Source organism: Nocardiopsis camelliae (assembly GCF_028993595.1).
GTDB classification, from domain to species: Bacteria; Actinomycetota; Actinomycetes; order Streptosporangiales; family Streptosporangiaceae; genus Nocardiopsis; species Nocardiopsis dassonvillei.
The window spans coordinates 1053274-1072101 of sequence record NZ_CP118614.1 but is presented as its reverse complement, the minus strand read 5'-3'; the positions used below and the strand labels follow the sequence as shown (position 1 = coordinate 1072101).

16 protein-coding genes are annotated in these 18828 nt (G+C 71.9%); 10 read left to right on the top strand and 6 right to left on the bottom strand.

Annotated features, from left to right (window positions below; all coding sequences use genetic code 11):
* Positions 1-140 precede the first annotated feature (140 nt).
* Positions 141-2348 carry an ATP-dependent DNA helicase RecG gene (gene recG / locus PV789_RS04990; protein ID WP_274976341.1) on the bottom strand — a complete coding sequence of 736 codons (2208 nt, stop codon included), beginning with the start codon at positions 2346-2348 and terminating at the stop codon, positions 141-143.
* Between the two features lie 562 nt (positions 2349-2910).
* Here recG and rpmB point away from each other — a divergent pair.
* A complete protein-coding gene (rpmB, locus tag PV789_RS04985; protein WP_013151263.1) occupies positions 2911-3096 on the top strand; it encodes a 50S ribosomal protein L28 in 186 nt (61 codons plus the stop codon).
* 139 nt (positions 3097-3235) lie between these two features.
* On the opposite strand, the gene PV789_RS04980 is transcribed toward rpmB, so the two are convergent.
* Both PV789_RS04980 and PV789_RS04975 read right to left on the bottom strand, forming a co-directional pair.
* On the bottom strand, positions 3236-3901 hold the full coding sequence (locus PV789_RS04980; protein ID WP_274976340.1) for a cellulose binding domain-containing protein: 666 nt from the start codon (positions 3899-3901) through the stop codon (positions 3236-3238).
* Between the two features lie 253 nt (positions 3902-4154).
* Positions 4155-5147, bottom strand: a complete 993-nt coding sequence (locus PV789_RS04975; RefSeq protein WP_274976339.1) for a thiamine-phosphate kinase — start codon at positions 5145-5147, stop codon at positions 4155-4157.
* 130 nt (positions 5148-5277) lie between these two features.
* On the opposite strand from PV789_RS04975, the gene PV789_RS04970 reads away from it, so the two are divergent.
* Together PV789_RS04970 and PV789_RS04965 are read left to right on the top strand one after the other, a co-directional pair.
* Entirely contained in the window at positions 5278-5511 is a 234-nt protein-coding gene (locus PV789_RS04970; RefSeq protein ID WP_097636772.1) for an Lrp/AsnC family transcriptional regulator, read from the top strand.
* A 30-nt stretch (positions 5512-5541) separates the two neighbouring features.
* Positions 5542-6009, top strand: a complete 468-nt coding sequence (locus PV789_RS04965) for a DUF3515 domain-containing protein (RefSeq protein ID WP_274976338.1) — start codon at positions 5542-5544, stop codon at positions 6007-6009.
* A gap of 284 nt (positions 6010-6293) precedes the next feature.
* Here the strand turns inward: PV789_RS04965 and PV789_RS04960 are convergent, their stop codons facing one another.
* Entirely contained in the window at positions 6294-7100 is an 807-nt protein-coding gene (locus tag PV789_RS04960; protein ID WP_274976337.1) for a thioredoxin-like domain-containing protein, read from the bottom strand.
* Positions 7101-7189: 89 nt separating this feature from the next.
* Between PV789_RS04960 and PV789_RS04955 the strand changes: the two genes are divergently transcribed.
* The 7 genes from PV789_RS04955 (at position 7190) to PV789_RS04925 (ending at position 16751) form a co-directional block, all read left to right on the top strand.
* Positions 7190-7921, top strand: a complete 732-nt coding sequence (locus PV789_RS04955) for a DUF305 domain-containing protein (protein WP_274976336.1) — start codon at positions 7190-7192, stop codon at positions 7919-7921.
* A 412-nt stretch (positions 7922-8333) separates the two neighbouring features.
* The gene (locus tag PV789_RS04950; protein ID WP_248773617.1) at positions 8334-9779 is read left to right on the top strand and encodes a cytochrome ubiquinol oxidase subunit I; all 1446 of its coding nucleotides are present in this window, start codon (positions 8334-8336) and stop codon (positions 9777-9779) included.
* 12 nt (positions 9780-9791) lie between these two features.
* Positions 9792-10844 (top strand): cytochrome d ubiquinol oxidase subunit II, encoded by a 1053-nt coding sequence (cydB, locus tag PV789_RS04945; RefSeq protein ID WP_274976335.1) that lies wholly within the window; start codon positions 9792-9794, stop codon positions 10842-10844.
* 243 nt (positions 10845-11087) lie between these two features.
* Complete coding sequence (gene cydD / locus PV789_RS04940; RefSeq protein ID WP_274976334.1) at positions 11088-12875, top strand: thiol reductant ABC exporter subunit CydD; 1788 nt, start codon at positions 11088-11090, stop codon at positions 12873-12875.
* Positions 12872-14638 carry a thiol reductant ABC exporter subunit CydC gene (gene cydC, locus PV789_RS04935; RefSeq protein ID WP_274976333.1) on the top strand — a complete coding sequence of 589 codons (1767 nt, stop codon included), beginning with the start codon at positions 12872-12874 and terminating at the stop codon, positions 14636-14638. Before cydD ends, cydC begins: the two co-directional genes overlap by 4 nt.
* A gap of 75 nt (positions 14639-14713) precedes the next feature.
* The gene (locus PV789_RS04930; RefSeq protein ID WP_274976332.1) at positions 14714-15832 is read left to right on the top strand and encodes a hypothetical protein; all 1119 of its coding nucleotides are present in this window, start codon (positions 14714-14716) and stop codon (positions 15830-15832) included.
* Positions 15833-15884: 52 nt separating this feature from the next.
* The gene (locus tag PV789_RS04925; protein WP_274976331.1) at positions 15885-16751 is read left to right on the top strand and encodes an EI24 domain-containing protein; all 867 of its coding nucleotides are present in this window, start codon (positions 15885-15887) and stop codon (positions 16749-16751) included.
* Positions 16752-16984: 233 nt separating this feature from the next.
* Here PV789_RS04925 and PV789_RS04920 read toward each other — a convergent pair whose 3' ends face one another.
* Together PV789_RS04920 and PV789_RS04915 are read right to left on the bottom strand one after the other, a co-directional pair.
* Positions 16985-17530, bottom strand: coding sequence for a Uma2 family endonuclease (locus PV789_RS04920; protein WP_274976330.1), 546 nt, complete (start codon positions 17528-17530; stop codon positions 16985-16987).
* A gap of 173 nt (positions 17531-17703) precedes the next feature.
* Positions 17704-18828, bottom strand: coding sequence for a D-alanine--D-alanine ligase family protein (locus PV789_RS04915; RefSeq protein ID WP_274976329.1), 1125 nt, complete (start codon positions 18826-18828; stop codon positions 17704-17706).

Genomic DNA, 18828 nt, shown 5'->3' with positions numbered 1-18828 from the left:
CCACGTTAGGCCCCGGCGCGCGGGCGGCACCAGGTCCAACCACGGCCTGTGGACGACGCCGCGGCCCGTGGACGACCGGGCGCGCCACCGGGAGCCCGCCCTCCGCTCCTGAGCGCGGCCGGGCGGGGCGCCCCGGTCGTTCAGGCCTTGTCCAGGTACTCCGCCCGCTCCTCGGGCAGCAGCGTCTCCAGCGCCCGGGCCAGCGGCGGGTGCCCGGTCAGCGCGGGATCGGCCGCCACGTAGGCCGTCGCCTCCTCGCGCGCGTCCCCGATGAGCTCCTCGTCCTTGAGCAGGGTGAGCATGCGCAGGCTGGACCGGGCGCCGGACTGCGAGTCGCCAAGCACGTCGCCCTCGCGGCGCATCTCCAGGTCCACCCGGGAGAGTTCGAAGCCGTCGGTGGTCGCGGCCACCGCGGCCAGCCGCTCACGCGCCGGGGAGCCCTCCTCGGCGTCGGTGACCAGCAGGCACAGCCCCGGCAACTGGCCCCGGCCGACCCGGCCGCGCAGCTGGTGCAGTTGCGAGACGCCGAAGCGGTCCGCGTCCATGATGACCATCACTGTGGCGTTGGGCACGTCCACGCCCACCTCGATGACGGTGGTGGAGACGACGGCGTCGGTGTCCCCGGCCGAGAACCGGCGCATCACCGCGTCCTTGTCGTCGGGCGCCATCCGGCCGTGCAGGACCTCCACGCGCAGTTCGGAGAGCGGCCCCTCCCGCAGCCGCGCCGCCACGTCGAGCACGGCCAGGGGCGGCCTGGCGCCCGCGGCCTCCTCGCCGTCGCCCGCGCCGACCTCCTCCTCCGCCTCCTCCTTGGCGTCGTCGCCGATCCGCGGGCAGACCACGAAGGCCTGGTGCCCGCCGCCCGCCTCCTCCCGGATGCGCTCCCAGACCCTGGCCAGGAAGTGCGGCTTCTCGCTCGCGGGCACCACGTGCGTGGACACGGGCGCGCGGCCGGTGGGCAACTGGGTGAGGGCGACCACGTCGAGGTCGCCGTAGACGGTCATCGCGACGGTGCGCGGGATGGGCGTGGCCGTCATGACCAGCACGTGGGGGCGCCCGTCCACGGCCTTCTCCCGCAGGGCGTCGCGCTGCTCCACGCCGAACCGGTGCTGCTCGTCGACCACCACCAGCCCCAGGTCGGCGAAGGACACGTGCTCCTGGAGCAGGGCGTGGGTGCCCACGACGATCCCCGCGGCGCCGGACGCCGCGTCGAGCAGGGCCTCCCGGCGGGAGGCGGCGTTCATGGAGCCGGTGAGCAGGGCCACCCGGGTGGCGTTCTCCGCGCCGTCGATCTGCCCTGCGCGGCCGAGCGCGCCGAGCATGGCGCTGATGGACCGGTGGTGCTGCTGGGCCAGGACCTCGGTGGGCGCGAGCATGACGGCCTGGCCGCCGGAGTCCACGACCCGGAGCATGGCCCGCAGCGCCACCAGGGTCTTGCCCGCACCGACGTCGCCCTGGAGCAGGCAGTGCATGGGGTGGGCGGCGTCGAGCCGCTCGGCGAGGCGTTCGCCCACCTCCCGCTGGCCCTCGGTGAGTGTGAACGGCAGTTGGGCGTCGAAGGCGTCCAGGAGTCCGTCGACCGCGCCGGGCCGGGGCTTGGCGGGCAGGTCCTCCGCGCGGTGGCGCCGCTGGGCGAGCGCGAGTTGCAGGACGAAGGCCTCGTCCCACTTCAACCGGCGGCGGGCGGCGCCGACGTCGGACCACTCCGCGGGCCGGTGGACGCGGCGCAGGGCGTCGGCGACGCCGAGGAGTCCGCGCCGTTCGCGCAGTTCGGGCGGCAGCGGGTCGGGCAGGCTGTCCACGTCGGCGAGGACGATGTCGACGGTGCGGGCGATGGTGGTGGAGTCCAGGCCCTTGACCGCCGGGTAGACGGGGATGAGCTCCTCGGCGTAGGCCCGGGCCCGTTCGCCCTCGTGGCCGTCCTCGTCGAGGAGTTCGTACTGGGGGTGGTCGAGCTGGCGGCGGCCCTTGAAGGTGGAGACCCGGCCGGAGAACATCGCCAGGCGCCCGGGCACGAGGGCGCCCTGGTGGTAGGAGCCCCGGTTGAAGAAGGTCAGGTGCAGGCGCCCGGTGCCGTCGGTGACGGTGGCCTCCATCATGTCCATGCGGCGCCGCCCCTGCCGCGCGGGCACCGTGCGCCGCTTGGCGTCCAGGACGCGGGCCTGCACGGTGACCTCCTCGCCCTCGCGCAGTGCCGCGAGGTCGGTCAGGTCGCCGCGCCGGTCGTACCGGCGCGGGTAGTAGCGCAGCAGGTCGCCGAGGGTGTGCAGGTCGAGCTTCTCGGCGAGGGCCTTGGCCGTCTTGCCCCTGAGGGGCCCCCTGCTCAGCGGTTCGTCCCAGGTGCTCACGTGTGCTTCCCGTCTCGGATCGCCGGTCACCGCCACGGTAGTCCTCCGGTGCGACGTCCGCGCGCCCTCCCGCCGCCGCGGTCGGCCCTCGGGCGCGGGGCGGCCCGTGCCTCCGGCCCGGGGGACCCCGGGTTACAGCGGGATCATCGGTCCTGGAGGGCGTCCCACGGGAGGGCGGGCGCCCCGGTTCCGGCGGGCGCCCCAACGCTGTGCGGGCACCTCCCGGGAGGTCGGGCGCCCCGGATTCCGGCGGCGGTTCCCCGCCCGCGGTTCCCGCCCCTCCCAACCGGGATATACTCGTGGAAGTTCATCGCGTTCCCGCCATGCCCGCGTGGCGTATTCGATGCTCCCGGCGCTCGCCCGGGTCGTTCTCGACCACGGTGCGGCCCGCCATCACGCGTACGGACACCGGTCGTCGGCCCGCGCCGCGCGCCTGGCCATGTCCTTCGTGTAACCTTCCACGGTTGGCGTCACCGCCGACCAGTCCGCCCGACCTCTCCCGGTCGGATGAACCTTCGCGTGCGGCGACGTGCGCGATCCCGAGCGCTTGAATGGAGTTACCGTGGCTTCTGTCTGCGACGTCTGCGGCAAGGGACCAGGGTTCGGTAACAGTGTTTCCCACTCGCACCGTCGCACCCGCCGCCGCTGGAACCCCAACATCCAGACCGTCCGCACCCGTGTGGGCGGCACGCCCAAGCGCGTGAACGCCTGCACCTCGTGCATCAAGGCCGGCAAGGTGACCCGCTAGGGTTCCCAGCCCTCCGGACCTTCCATGAAGGCCTCTGACCCTCTCGGTCGGAGGCCTTCGCCCTTTGTCAGGGGCCTTTCGGCGGCCGGTACCCGCCCCGGCGGACCCCGGCGGACCCGGAGACGACCCGATTCCCCGTTCACAGTTCGCAGACGTGCCCGTTGAGGGAGCAGCGGATCGGGCTCTGCGGCACGCCGGTCGCCTCGAAGGTGAGCGCCACCGAGTCGCCGGGCTCCAGGCTGCCCTGGTCGGCGGGCCGGCGGGCCAGGATGCCGTCCTCGATCCTCGCCCAGTCCGCGCCGTTGACGTGCGTGACCTCGGCGGAGTCGAAGGCCAGGGCCAGCTCCCAGCCGTCCAGGCTGGACCGAGAGGTGTTGGTGACGGTGACGTGGCCGCTGAAACCGGCCGCCGTGGAGTCCGTGACGCGGTAGACGACCGTGGTCGGCTCCGAACCCGCCTGGGTCTGCGGCCCCTGCGTCCCCCCGCCCTCGGCAGCGGGCTCCTCGGTGTCGGTCCCGGGCGAGGCGTCGTGCGTGGGCTGGACCCCGTCCCGGGTTCCGGGGGCCTCGGTCGCGCCGGGGGTGCCGCCGAACTGGAGGTAGATCTGGGTGGTGCTGTACCCGAACAGGAGCAGGCCGAGGATCACGCCGGAGACGACGAGCACGTTGAGCAGCCGCGGGGGTTCGACGCGTTTGGGGACCGTGCTCTCGATGAGGCCGCCGAGACGCCGCAGCACGCCGACGTCCTCCGGCTCGCTGCGGTGCACACCCCGGCGGTTGCCGTTCCGCCAGCCATGCCGCCCCATAAACCGCCCCTCGACGTTGCCAGCGCCCTCCACCGAGAGCTCCGGTTCCCGGTCCCTCCCTCGTCGCCCTCCGCCGTGCCCGCCCCGTCCGGCGCGGGGACACCGGCGAAGCCGTGGCTTCCTGCTCCGCCCGCCGGTCGCTCCGGGGGCCTCCTGGGGCCGCGGCGTCCCACGGAGCGGGCACCGCGCCCGGAAAGGCCGCGTTGGCAAAGCCTAGCGTGAGAGTTAAACAGGACAAATCCCATCGGGCGCCTCAGCGCCGGAAATGATCCCATCCTCCGCGAGGTGGAACCCGCCCGTCGACAGTGACCGGAATTGTGTTTTCCGCCGCGGTTTCACCTGTTGTTCGCGCAACGGTTCCCACTCTGGTCCAGTGGTCGGGCAGAACGGTGTGCGGCGGGAACACGGCGGCGAGGGCGTGGTCCTCTCCCCCTGCGACCATCAGGTCGCGCGCGGCCCGCTCGGCCGTGTCGGCTCCGGCTCCCAGGACGCGGACCGCCTCGACGAGCGCGGGCTCGGGGCGCAGCGCCTCCCCCTCCAGGTCGATGCGCACCCCGCTGGCCCGGCAGACGTGTCCGAGGTCCTGGGCGAGACCGTCGCTGACGTCGAGCATGGCCGTGGCACCGAGCCGGGCCGCCTCCGCCCCGAGGGCGTAGGGCGGGCTGGGCCTGCGGTGCTCGGACAGGCACTCGGCCGGGCCGTCGATCCCCTTCTCCAGCAGGGCGAGCCCCGCGGCCGACAACCCCAGGTGGCCGGTGTAGGCGACCACGTCACCGGGGCGGGCGCCGTCGCGGCGGACCGGCGCCCGCCCCTGGAGGTCGCCGAGCGCGGTGACCGCGATGGTGAGGGTGTCCGAGCCGACCATGTCCCCGCCCACGACGGCGCCGCCCGCGACCGCGCACTCGTCGCGGACCCCGGCGGTGAACTCCTCCGCCCAGGACACCGGGAGGTCGGCGGGCGCGGCGAAGCCGATGAGCAGGCCGGTGGGGCGGGCGCCCATGGCGGCGACGTCGGCGAAGTTCTGCGCGACGGCCCGGTGCCCCACGTCACGGGCGGTGGACCACTCGCGCCGGAAGTGGCGGCCCTCGACCAGCAGGTCGGTGGTCGCGACCGTCCGGCCGTCGGGGGACGCGACGACGGCCGCGTCGTCCCCTGGTCCGAGGATTACATCGTCCGTGGTGGGGAATTGGCTCGTCACGCGTGCGATCAGAGCGAACTCACCAAGACCCCCAATGGTGTTCCGCACAGGGATCAGGGTACGGTGACGCTCCGGCGCGGTGGTCCGGACCCACGCTTGTCATCCGTCCGTCATCGGCCGCACCCTGGCTCGGCCGTGAACCGCTCGCCGCTCCGACCGGCGACACGAAGGAGTACTCATGGTGCAGGCATACATCCTGATCCAGACCGAGGTCGGTCAGGCAGCCGAGGTGGCGGGGCGCATCCGGGGCATCGAGGGGGTCGAGAAGGCCCACGACGTGACCGGGCCCTACGATGTCATCGTCCAGGCCGGTGCCGAAGACATCGATTCGCTGGGCACCCTCGTGGTGGCCCGGATCCAGCGGTTGGACGGCATCGCCCGGACTCTCACCTGTCCCATCGTCAACATCTGACGCATCACGTCGTCCGGAGCGGGGTCTGCTGTGCTGAGTCGGTTCGCGTACGCCGGTGTGGTCGCGGCCCTGGCCCTGGTGGCGACGGGATGCGGCGCGCAGACCGTGCGGATGCAGCCGCCCGAGCCGGACGCGGCGACCGCCGGGGTCTGCGCCGACCTCGTCGCGGCGCTCCCCGACACCCTGCTGGGAGCGGAGCGGGCACAGGTTCGGCCCGACTCGGAGCTCACGGCCGCCTGGGGCGACCCGCCCATCGGACTGCGGTGCGGGGTGGAGCGCCCGGTGACGCTGACCAGCACCTCCTACCTTCAGGAGGTCAACGGTGTTCCGTGGCTGCCGCAGCCGGAGGACGCCCCCACCATGTACACGGCGATCGGCCACGAGGCCTACGTGGAGCTGTCGGTCCCGGCCGCCCACGGCGCCCCCGCCGCCGCGCTGTCCACGGTCAGCGACCTGATCGTCGAACACGTCCCCGCGCTTGCCGAAGGGGAGCTGTGACACGGCGCCCGCGCTGACGGGGACCACACCCGCGCTGGCGAGGACCGTGTCCGCGCTGAGGGGGCACTCCGGCGCCCGGGTGCCGTCCCTGTGCCGGGGTTCGGCGGGCGGGCACGCCGAAGCGGGCGGAGGCGCGGCCTCCCCCTTTACCACGCTAAGCCCGCGCGGCTCGCGCCCACCAGAGGCTCTTGCGGCCTGTGTACGACGCGCGCGTGGGGCCGCCAGCGGACGCTGACGGCCCCACGCCGGTCATCACGGGGTCACGGTGACGGTGGAAGGTCCCGTCAGTTCTCCGCCCCGGCCGACTCCTCCGCGGACGGCTCGTCCTCGGCGGCCTCGGAGGGGGCGTCGGACGCCTCGTCCCCGGCGCCCTCCTCAGTGCCCTCCTCGGCTCCGGCGTCTCCGCCCTCGGGGCCCTCCATGGTCTCGGCGTCCACGCCGGCGCCGCTGCCGAGCATGGCGTCGACCTCCTCGGCGTTCTCGGCCACACCACCGGAGCAGGCGGCGCCCGGCTCGGGAACGTCGGTGCCGCGCTCGTAGAGCCGCACGAAGCGCTGGAGGTTCTCGTCGCCGGCGCTCTCGGCGGTGATCTGGCGCCCCCAGCTGGAGGCGACGATCGGCGCGTCCAGCTCACCCGCGTAGGGGCTGATCACCAGGTAGTCGCCGGAGCTGTACATGTCGGTCAGCGCCTGGACCTGGTCCTCGGGCAGGTCGGGCCGGTAGTTGATCCACACCGCGCCGTGCTCCAGGGAGTGCACCGCGAACTCGTGGGTCACCGGCTCGGTGTAGACGCCGCAGTTCTGCCAGGCGTTCCAGTGGTCGCCGCCCACGGGCGGGTTCTGCTCGTAGTTGACGCGCTGTCCGGTGTCCACGTGGACGTAGGAGCCGACCTCGTACTCCTCCACCCCCGAGATCGTGCGGCTGCGGAACTCCATGAAGACGAGGAAACCGATCAGACCCACGACCAGGACCACAGCGGTCGTGATACCGGTGGTGGTAAGGATTTTGCGGCGGCGTTCCTCTTTGAGGCGTTGCGCCTTCAGCTCGGCGGCGCGGCGGCGACGCTCCTCCGCCGTCTTCTTCTTGGCCACTGGGTCTCCTGGGATGGATGGTGACATTAGGGACTTACCTATCCTCTACTTTGGCACCAGAGTTGGGCGATTCGACCAGGATGGTTCCTATGGAACAGAAAAACGGTCCCGCGGCCGGGACCGCCGACCACGTCGGCGATGTCCCGGACGACGACGGACCCCCGTGGGAGGACGGGGCGGCGGACGAGGAGACCCCGTCACGGGTCTCCTGGCGCTCGGTACCGACGTGGACCGCTGTGATCCTCGTCGTACTGGCCCTGGGCGGGGGCTACCTGCTGGGACGCCCGTCCTACCCGCTGGACACCGGCGCCGACGCCGGGTTCCTGCGCGACATGAGCGCGCACCACGCCCAGGCCGTGGACATGTCGATGCTCATCCTGGAGAGGACCGAGGACCCCGAGCTGCGCACGGTGGCCACCGACATCGCCCGCACCCAGCAGGCCCAGATCGGGATCATGCAGGGGTGGCTGATGGCCTGGGACCTCAACGCGCGCGGCGTGCAGGAGCCGATGGCATGGATGGAGGGCCACGACCACGGCGGCGAGGGCGGCGAGGTCCCCGACACGATGCCGGGACTGGCCTCCTCGGAGGAGATGGTCTCCCTGGAGGAGGCCACGGGCGAGGAGGCCGAACTCCTCTTCCTGGAGCTGATGATCGCCCACCACCAGGGCGGCGTCGAGATGGCCGAGGCGGAGGTGGAGCTGGGACAGGAGGACCTGGTCACCAACTTCGCCCAGGGAATGGCCGACTCCCAGCTCAAGGAGATCGACCTGATGGAGGGCATGATCGACCAGCGCCAGGACGGCGCCTCCGGCGACTGACCCCGCGTTCGCGCACACGGCGACGGCGGCCCACCCGCGGGTGGGCCGCCGTCGCCGTGTCCGGCGCCCTTTCACACCGGGGGCCGCGTGCTCCGGACCGTCCCCGCCCGGGACCGTTCGCGCCCTGACCCTCGTGTGTCCGCGACCGGAGCGCCGGGCGCCCCGGAGCGCGTGTGTCCGAACGCACACGGCGGCTCCCCGCGCGGCCGCTCCCCTCCCTCCCCGGCGGCTTCCCCGCAGGTGACAGCGGTGGAGGCCCGTCGGCGGCCTTCCCCGACGCGCCCCGGAGAGCCCGCACACCCACCGGGGAGACGCACGGAACACCGTTTTCGACGGGACCCGCTGGATCTACGACACGCTGTAGAACTACGATTTGTAGTACTACCGGCGGTCGGTATTTGGAGAGGCGGGTATGGAAGCCCTTGAACTCGCGAGGTGGCAGTTCGGTGTCACCACGATCTACCACTTCCTGTTCGTACCCCTGACCATCGGTCTGTCGTTCATCGTGGCCGTGCTCCAGACCCTCTGGTACCGCACCGGCAGGCACGAGTACCTACAGGCCACCCAGTTCTTCGGCAAGCTCTTCCTCATCAACTTCGCCATGGGCGTGGTCACCGGCATCGTGCAGGAGTTCCAGTTCGGCATGAACTGGAGCGAGTACTCCCGCTTCGTCGGCGACGTCTTCGGCGCCCCGCTCGCCATGGAGGCCCTGCTCGCCTTCTTCCTGGAGTCCACCTTCATCGGGCTGTGGATCTTCGGCTGGCACCGGCTGCCCCGGGGCGTCCACCTGGCCTGCATCTGGGCGGTCGCCATCGGCACCAACCTCTCGGCGTACTTCATCCTCGCCGCCAACGCCTGGATGCGGCACCCCGTGGGCTACACGGTCAACGAGGAGAACGGGCGCGCCGAGCTCACCGACATCTGGGCCGTGCTCAGCAACGACCAGGCCTGGTCCACCTACCTGCACACCGTCTCGGCCGCCTTCATCACCGCCGGGCTGTTCGTCGTGGCGGTCAGCGCCTACAAGCTCTGGCGCAACAGCCACCACAACGACACCGGCACCCCCGGGGTGGTCCCGCCCCGGAAGGACTTCGCCCTGTTCCGCGGCACACTCAAGGTCGGCCTGGTCTTCACCCTGGTCGCCGGCGCCCTGGTGGTCTTCTCCGGCGACCACCAGGCCAAGCTCGCCGCCGAGTACGAGCCGATGAAGCTCGCCGCCGCCGAGGCCCTGTGGGAGACCGAGGAGGGCGCGGCCTTCTCCGCCCTGGCCGTCGGCGACACCGAGGAGCGCTACAACCCCATCGACATCACCATCCCCAACGTGCTCAGCTTCCTCGCCACCGGTCAGTTCGACGGCGAGGTGCACGGGATGAACAACCTGGAGGAGGCCTACGACGAGTACTACGGCCCCGGGGACTACACCCCCAACGTGTTCGTCGTGTACTGGTCCTTCCGCCTGATGATGGGCCTGGGCATGTTCGGGGTGGCGGTGGCCGCGCTCGGCCTCCTGCTCACCTGGGGCAGGGAGCGCACGCCGACCAGCAAGTGGTTCTACTACGCGGCCATGCTCGCGCTGCCCGCGGCGCTGGCCGCCAACATCTTCGGCTGGGTGCTCACCGAGATGGGCCGCCAGCCCTGGACCGTGCACGGCGAGCTGCTCACCGCGGCCAGCGTCTCCCCCGGGGTGAGCCTGGGGGCCGTCGCGGCGAGCCTGGCCGGGTTCACCGCGGTGTACGGGGTGCTCTTCGTCGTCGAGGTCGGCCTGCTCCTGAAGTACGTCAAGGCCGGACCCTCCCACCTCGTCCCCGACCTGGAGGACGACGAGGACGAGTCCAAGATCCCGCACTTCAGCTACTAGGAGCCAAGGACCATGGAACTGGCCGTCATCTGGTTCATCGCCATCTCGGTCCTGTGGATCGGGTACTTCGTCCTGGAGGGGTTCGACTTCGGGGTGGGCACGCTCATGCCCTTCATGGGCAGGCGCGACTCCGTCGACCGCAGGGTCGCCATCAACGCGATCGGGCCGGTCTGGGACGCCAACGAGGTGTGGCTGATCACCGCGGTCGGCGCGACCTTCGCCGCCTTCCCCGCCTGGTACGCCTCCCTGCTCAGCGGTTTCTACGCACCGGTGTTCCTCATCCTCGTCGCGCTGATCCTGCGCGGTGTGGCGTTCGAGTACCGGGGCAAGCGCGACAGCTCCGTGTGGCGCGCCTGGTGGGACCGGGCGATCTTCGCGGGCAGCACCGCACCCGCCTTCCTGTGGGGCGTGGTCTTCGCCAACGTCGTCCGGGGCGTGGCCATGGGCTCCGACCAGGTGGTCACCTCCTCGCTGGCCGACCTGCTCAACCCCTACGCCCTGCTCGGCGGGCTGACCACGCTGTCGCTGTTCACCCTGCACGGGGCGATCTTCCTGACTTTGAAGACCGACGGGCCGGTGCGGACCCGCGCGCGCCGGGCCGCCCTGTGGTCCGCGTGCGCCGCGGTCCCGCTGGTCTCGCTCTTCCTGGCCTGGACCCAGCTCGCCCACGGCGACGGGACCGCGACCCTGCCGCTCGTCGCCCTCTCCGCCGCCGCCCTGGCCGGCGGGGTCGCGGCGGCCTGGCGGCGCCGCGAGGGGTGGTCGTTCGCCTGCACGGCGGTGACCATCCTGACCGCGTTCGCCGCCCTGTTCACCGCGCTGTTCCCGAACGTGCTGCCCTCCACCACCGATCCCGCGTTCAGCCTGACCGTCGCGAACGCCTCCTCCGCCGAGTACACGCTGACCGTGATGTCGTGGGTGGCGGTGGTGTTCCTGCCGCTCGTACTCCTCTACCAGGGGTGGAGCTACTGGGTGTTCCGCAGGAGGGTGACCGGCGAGACCGTGACGGGGGCGACCGTCACCCGCACCGACCACGGGGGCAGGAATCCCGAACCCGCCGCCTGACCGCGCCGCGCAGCCTCCCGGGCCCACCCGCCCGGGAGGCTTCCGGCCGCCCCGCCCGCGGGGGAGGGCCCGCGGGGCCGACCGGCACGCGAGGCGCACCGGGTGGATACTGGGGCCGTCGCGCCCGCTCCGGCCGACCGGGGCGGCACCGTGCCACCGTGAGGGCCCAGGCCACCGTGAAGGCCCAGCCACTCCGGGCCAGCCGTGCACCCGACCCGAACGACGTCGTGAGGTCCCGCGCCCATGAAACCCCTTGACCCGCGCCTGGTGCGCACCGCAAGCGCGGTACGCGCGCACCTGGCCGTCTCCGTGGCCAGCGGAGTGCTCATCACCGGCCTGATCCTGGTCCAGGCATGGCTGCTGGCCCGCGCCGTCACCGGCGCCTGGCGGGGCGAGGGGCTGGACACCCTGGGCTGGGTGGTCGGCGCGGTCGCGGCCGTCGCCGTGGTCCGGGCCCTGCTGTCCTACGTGGCCGAGACCTCCGCGCTGCACAGCGCGGCGCGCACCAAGTCGCAGCTGCGCCGCCGCCTGGTGGCGCACGTGACCGGGTCGGGCAGGGTGTGGGCCGCGGAACCGGGCGGCGAGCAGGGCTCGCCCAAGGCGGGCGAGCTGGTCACCCTGGCCACCCGGGGCCTGGACGCGCTCGACGACTACTTCGCCCGCTACCTGCCCCAGCTGGTCCTGGCCGCGATCGTGCCGCTCGCCGTGCTGGCGGTGGTGTTCTGGGCCGACTGGATCTCGGGGATCGTCATCCTGGTGACGGTGCCGCTGATCCCGGTGTTCATGGCGCTGATCGGCATGCACACCCAGCAGCGCACCGACCGGCAGTGGAAGCTGCTGAGCCGACTGGGCGGACACTTCCTGGACGTGGTGGAGGGGCTGCCGACCCTGGCCGTGTTCCGCCGGGCCAAGGCCCAGGCCGAGATCCTGCGCCGGGTGGGCGAGGACCACCGGCGGGCGACGATGGGAACGCTGCGGATCGCCTTCCTGTCGGCGTTCGCGCTGGAGCTGCTGTCCACCCTGGCGGTGGCGCTGGTCGCGGTGGAGGTGGGCCTGCGCCTGCTGGGCGGCCACATGGACTACCAGACGGCGCTGCTGGTGCTGATCCTGGCGCCGGAGGCCTACCTTCCGCTGCGGGAGGTGGGCGCCCGGTTCCACGCGAGCATGGAGGGCGTGTCCGCCGCCGAGCAGGTGTTCACCGAGCTGGAGCGCGGACGCGAAGCGGCGCGGACCGGGGCCGCCGCCTCCGGCGGCGCCGCGAAGGCCCCGGCGACGGGGTCCGGCGGCTCCGTCACCCCTCCCCCGGCGACCGGCCGACCCGCGCCCGCCGCCGGGGGCGACATCCGCTTCGAGGACGTGGAACTGCTCTACCCCGGACGGGACGTGCCCGCCCTGTCCGGACTGGACCTGGAGGTGGCGGCCGGGGAGCACCTGCTGCTCACCGGCCCCAGCGGGGCGGGCAAGTCCACCCTGCTGTCACTGCTGCTGCGGCTGAACGAGCCCACCCGCGGGCGCGTCAGCGTGCGCGCGCCCGGCGGGCGGTGGGAGCCCCTGGACGGGATCGACGCCGACGACTGGCGCCTCGGCACCGCCTGGGTACCCCAGAACCCCTACCTGTTCGACGTGTCCGTGGCCGACAACATCCGCCTGGGTGCGCCGGGCGCCTCCATGGACCGGGTCCGCGAGGCGGCCCGGCTGGCCGAGGCCGACGCGTTCGTCCGCGCCCTCCCCGACGGCTACGACACCCGGCTCGGCGAGCGCGGCGCCCGTCTGTCGGCCGGGCAGAGGCAGCGGATCGCGCTGGCGCGGGCGCTGTGCCGGAACGCCCCGCTCGTCCTGCTGGACGAGCCCACCGCCCACCTGGACCCGGAGAGCGCCGCGGCGGTGCGCACGGCAGTCGCCCGGCTCCTGGAGGGCCGGACCGCCGTCATCGTCGCCCATGACACCGGCTGGGCGCGCGGCGTCCTCGGGGACACCCTGCGGACCGCGTCGCTGCCGCTGCCGACCCAGGAAGGGAGCGTGTCGCGATGAGCGCCGGCACCACCGCCCCCGAAACGCTCCGGGTGCCCGAGCGCGAACGCCGCCGCGACCCGCTGCTGCGGATGACGGCCCTGGCCCGGCCCCGCGGGGGCCGCTTCGCGATCGGCGTGCTGCTGGGCGCCGCCGCGACCGGCGCGGCCGTGGCCCTGCTGGGCGTGGCCGCGTGGATGCTGGCCACCGCCGCCGACCACCCGCCCATCACCGCTCTGGGCGTGGCCGTGGTCGCCACCCGCGCGCTGGGCGTGGGCCGCGGGGTGGCCCGCTACCTGGAGCGGCTGGTCACCCACGACGCCGCGTTCCGCACGCTGGCCGAGGTCAGGGTGCGGGTGTACGAGCGGCTCGCCAGGACCGAGCCGTTCGGCCGCTTCCGGTCCGGCGACCTGGTGTCCCGTCTGGTCAACGACACCGAGGCCACCCTGGACCTGCTGGTGCGCGGCCTGACGCCGCCGCTGGTCTCGTTGGTGACGGGCGGCGCCACGGTACTGGTCCTGACCGCGCTCTACGTCCCGGGAGGGCTGCTGCTGGCGGCGGGCCTGCTGCTGGCGGGGCTGGCGGTGCCGCTGGCCGCGGCCGCGCTGGGCCGGGAACCGGGCAGGCGCCAGGCCAGAGCGCGCGGGGAGCTGTCGACGACCCTGGTGGACACCCTGCACGGGGCCCCCGACCTGGTCGCCTACGGCGCCATGGACCAGCAGGTGGCCCGGGTGTACGCGGCCGACGAGGAGCTGACCCGGCTGGCGCGCAGGGACTCCGCGATCCTGGGGCTGGGCGCCGGCGCGAGCGCGCTGATCACCGGGCTGACCGTGTGGGGTGCGCTGTTCCTGGGTGTGGCCGCAGTGGCGGGCGGGACACTGGACGCGGTGTCGCTGGCGGTGCTGGTGCTGGTGACGCTGGCGGCGTTCGAGATCGTGGCGCCGCTGCCCGCCGTGGCGGCCAGGCTGGGGGCGATCCGGGCGAGCGGCGCCAGGCTGTTCGGGGTCCTGGACACCCCGCCCGCGGTGGCCGCGCCCACCCGCACCGGCCTGGACCCGGACGGGGACGCCACGGTGCGGGTACGGGACCTGCGGGTGCGCTACGGCCCCGGGGAACCGTGGGCGCTGGACGGGGTGGACCTGGAGATCCCCGCCGGGTGGACGGTGGCGGTGATCGGCCCCAGCGGCGCGGGCAAGAGCACGCTGGCGTCGGTGCTGCTGCGGTTCCGCGACCCGGACGGCGGCCTGGTGGAGATCGGCGGGGAGGACGTCACGTCCTACCCGGCCGACGAGGTGCGCGGGGTGGTGTCGGGGGTGCCCCAGGACCCGCACGTGTTCGCCTCGACGCTGCGGGAGAACCTGCGGCTGGCCCGGCCCGGCGCGGAGGACGACGAACTGTGGGAGGCGCTGCGGCGCGCGCGGCTGGCCGACGAGGTGGCGGCGACGCCCCGGGGTCTGGACACGGTGGTGGGCACGCACGGCCTGGGCCTGAGCGGCGGGATGGTGCAGCGGCTGGCGCTGGCCCGCGCCCTGCTGGCGGCGCCCCGGGTGCTGGTGCTGGACGAACCGACCGCCCACCTGGACCCGGACACGCGCGACGCGGTGGTGGAGGACCTGCTGGCCGCGGCCGAGGGGTACTCCACCCTGCTGGTCACGCACGACATGACGGGCCTGGACCGCGTGGACCGGATCTACGTGGTGCGCGACGGCCGGGTGATCCAGCAGGGCACGCACGAGGAGCTGTCCCGGCGGGAGGGCTGGTACCGCGACGTCAGCGCTTCCTGAATTCCTTGAAACCGCCCCGCGTCGAACACATATTCGCTAACTTCTCTTCAAGGAGCCCACAGCCCCAGGAGAGTCATGGACGAGAAGTACAGCGGTCTGTACAGCGAAAAACGAATATCCATGGCAGACGGCACACGAAAGCGCCTCATCCAAGTCCAGGTCGGCGACGAGGTACCTGGGACCGACCACGGTACACGTGTCGTTTCAACTCGGGTGTTCGAAGTGCGCCGCCAAGGCCCGGGAGTCTCCTGGACAAAACTTTCGGGACGACGACTACGCGCAGGACGCGGAAGCTCCTTCTTCTGCCTCATCTCCAGTCCCGACTACCGCGTCTGGCCACCAGGACCAGACACCTACACACCGGTTGGAGAGTACTCACCAAGCCAGCGAATCACACTCCTCCGCAGCGAACTCGACCTGACCCCCTGTCAGCGCTCCGTACTGCTGGGGAAACTCCTGGGCGACGGACACCTCCAGAAGGCCAGGTCCGGGAGCGCGTCCGTCGTGTGGGGCCATCGGCAAGCCGAAGAAGAGTACGTCCGGTGGACTCTGCGAGCTCTTGGAGACCTCGCCAGCACCAGCATCCGGAAGTCCATCAGCGGCTATGGATCAACCATCGTCACCGCCCGTTCAACCTTCCACCCGAGCATAACGGGATGTTTCGGAGAAATGACAGAAAAGGGAAATAAAAGGATCCCCTCCTGGGTTGCCGAGTACCTTGATCCACTCGCTCTGGCGTTCTGGTACATGGATGACGGGTCGCTCTGCCACACAGAAGGTCAAGAGGATCGGGCGTCGCTTTCCACGTGTGGTTTCGACGAGGACGACTGCCGTGTACTCCTGATAGGGCTACGCAGACTCGGCATCACAGGGACGCTCATGCGAGACGGCCGGGGGTATCTCACGATCCGTCTCAACAGTGTCGCCGCAGAGCGATTGTTCCTGCTCGTCGCTCCTTACATCCCTCCTGTGATGCAACGGAAGCTCCCAAAACGCTATCGCGGCCATGACGGCTGGCTCCCCCCGGCCGGTGAGAGGCAGTTCAGGCGACAGCTTGTGTCCCAACTGGTGGAACACATCGAAAGTGATGCCCAGAACAAGAAGTCCGCTTGGCACACGTCAAGCCGCTACGCGATCACCACGGGTACACGCAACCTCTTCGCCAACGGAGTCCTCGTCCATGACTCGTCCTGAGAGCCTCGGCCCCGGATCTGACAGCGGGAGCGGTCTCCTCTAGGGTTCCCCCGTGGCCAATCCTGTTCGTGAGTTCCTCGGTGGCGTCGGCGCCCTCCTGCGCGGCTTCACCCTGCTGTTGCGTAAACCGCGCCTGTTCCTGCTCGGCGCCCTTCCCGCGCTGATCACGTCACTGGTGTTCCTGGCGCTGTTCGTGCTCCTGGTGGTGAACCTGACCGACCTGGCCGACTGGGCGACGCCCTTCGCCGACGGCTGGGACCCCCTGTGGCAGGGACTGCTGCGCGGCGCCGTGTCCGTGGCGGTCCTGGCCGGATCGCTCCTGCTGATGGTGGTCGCGTTCACCACGGTCACGCTGACCCTGGGCGGGCCGATCTACGACAAGGTCACCGAACTCGTCGAGAAGGAGCTGGGCAACGACCCCGGCGAGCTCGACGAGCCGCTGATGGCGTCGATGTGGCGGGCCGTCCGGCAGTCGCTGGCGGTCGTGGCGGTGTCCCTGCTGGTGACGGTGCTCGTGTTCGCGATCGGTTTCATCCCGCTGGTGGGACAGGTGGTCGGTCCGGTGCTGGCCGCCGTGCTGGGCGGGTGGCTGCTGGCGGTCGAGCTGCTGGCGAGCGCGTTCGACCGGCGGGGGCTGACGACCATCCGCGAGCGGCGCCGGTACATGGGCACACGGCGGGCGCGGGTGCTGGGTTACGCGGTGCCGACGTACTTCCTGTTGGCGATCCCGTTCCTGGCGATCGTGGTCTTCCCCGCCGCCACCGCGGGCGCGGTGCTCCTCACCCGCGAGCTGGTGCCCGCCGCGCAGACCCGGCCGGACCCCGCCGGACCCCTGCCGGGGCCGGGCGCTCCGGACGGCCCGGTTCCCGGCGGACCGCCTCCTGGCGGGCCCTTCCCCGGCGGACACGGGCAGGGCTGACCGGGGACGAACTCCGCCCGGCGCGTGCGCGGCGGCGATCGACGTCCAGCAGGAGCGGAGGTCGTCCACAGGGTGACGGAGGGGATGGCGGCTCGGTCGCGGTGGGCGTACGCTCGCGGAGGGACCTCCGTGGGCTCGTGTACCCGGGGGCCACCCCCCGTGTACCAGTGTCCTCGGGAACGCCGAAGGCGGGCAACCGTCCGGTCGCCCGCCTGTGGAAAACCCCGGCAGAGTCAGTTCAGCTCGAAGAGCTGGGAGGCCCGGATCTCCATGTCAAACGGCTCGGGGAGACGTACCGTGCCCTCGCCGGTCACCTTGGTCTCCTGCTGGTACTGCCCGTCCTCCGGGGCCGAGTACAGGGCGACCTTCTCCTTGGTCGGATCGACCACCAGGTAGAGGGGCACGCCCGCTCGCGCGTATCCGACCGCCTTCGTCCGCCAATCATGGAACGTGCTGCTCGGCGAGACGACCTCCACCGCCAGCTCCGCTCCCTCGGGCGAACGCTTCCAGGACTTCCTGTCTCCCTGCTTCAGCGCCTCTTTGGAGAAGACAACGAGGTCAGGTACGTAGCGCTCCTCCATCCCTGGAATGAGCACCGTCACCGTCTGCAACGCTCTGAGCTCGTGAAGTCCCTTCTCCAAGAGAAGCTCGTGAAGGACAGCCACGATCTCGGCATGCCAGTAGGTCGGCGTTGGCGACACGATGATGCTCCCGCTGATGATCTCCGCGCGGAAACCTTCCGGGAGTTCGAGGCTGTCTGCCAGTGTCGGGAGATCCATCACCGGCTCATCCGTCAGCTCTTGAACAGCACACGTCATAGGGGACCCCCTGGGGTATCCGGAACGCTCCCGAGCGTAGCGAGATCACCAGACCAGCGTACGCGTTTTCGGAGAGAAACCCCAGAAAGCACGGGGGCGGGCGAACGCCCGGACCGCCCGCGCGGAGGGCCCCTCTACCGCAGGCCGGGGGCGCGGCGCAGCGCCGTGGAGATCATCCGCTCCACCAGGGCCGCGTAGTCCACACCGGTGGCGGCCCACATCTGCGGGAAGGCCGACGCCGGGGTGAAGCCGGGCATGGTGTTGAGCTCGTTGACGAGGATGTCGCCGTCCTCGGTGTAGAAGAAGTCCACGCGGGCCAGGCCCTCGCACCCCATCGCCTCGAACACCTCGGCGGCCAGCGCGCGCAGGCGCGCCGTGGCCTCCTCCGGGAGCTCGGCCGGAATGGTCAGGCTGCTCGTGGACAGGTACTTGGCCTCGAAGTCGTAGAAGTCGAAGCCGTCGGCGACGTGCACCTCGGCCGGGACGGACACGTCGGGCGTGCCGCCGTCCTCGGACTCCAGCACTCCGCATTCCACCTCGCGGCCCACGACCTGGGCCTCCACCAGCACCTTGGGGTCGTGCTCGCGGGCGGCCTCGACCGCGGCGGCCACCGCGTCGGCGTCGGAGGAGTCCTCCACCTTGCTGATGCCCACGCTGCTGCCCGCGCGGGCGGGCTTGACGAACACGGTGGCGCCCAGCTCGGCCACGTCGTCCAGCACCCTCTTGCGCTCGGTGCGCCACTGGCGGTCGGTGATGGCCACGAAGTCGCTGGTGGGGATGCCGTTGCCGCGCAGCATGGCCTTCATGAAGACCTTGTCCATGGAGGCGGAGCTGGAGAACACCCCGGCCCCGGCGTAGCGCACGCCCATCATCTCGAACAGCCCCTGGATGGTGCCGTCCTCGCCGAAGGGGCCGTGCAGCAGCGGCAGCACCACGTCCACCCCGGCCAGGCGCTCGGGGCCCTTGACCGGGTCCACGACCATCAGCTGGCCCGCCGAGTCGAAGGGCAGCGCGAGGTCGACGCCGTCCTCGGACACCGACGGCAGCGCGCTGCTGCCCGCGTCGATGCGCAGGCTCTCGGGGTCGCCCGAGGTCAGCACCCAGTTGCCCGTGCGGGTGATACCGACCGGCACGATCTCGTAGCGGTCGTGGTCGACGACGGACAGCACGCTGCCCGCGGTGACGCAGGAGATCTCGTGTTCGGAGCTACGCCCGCCGAAGACGACGGCCACCCGAATCTTGCGCTGTTCGGACGACAT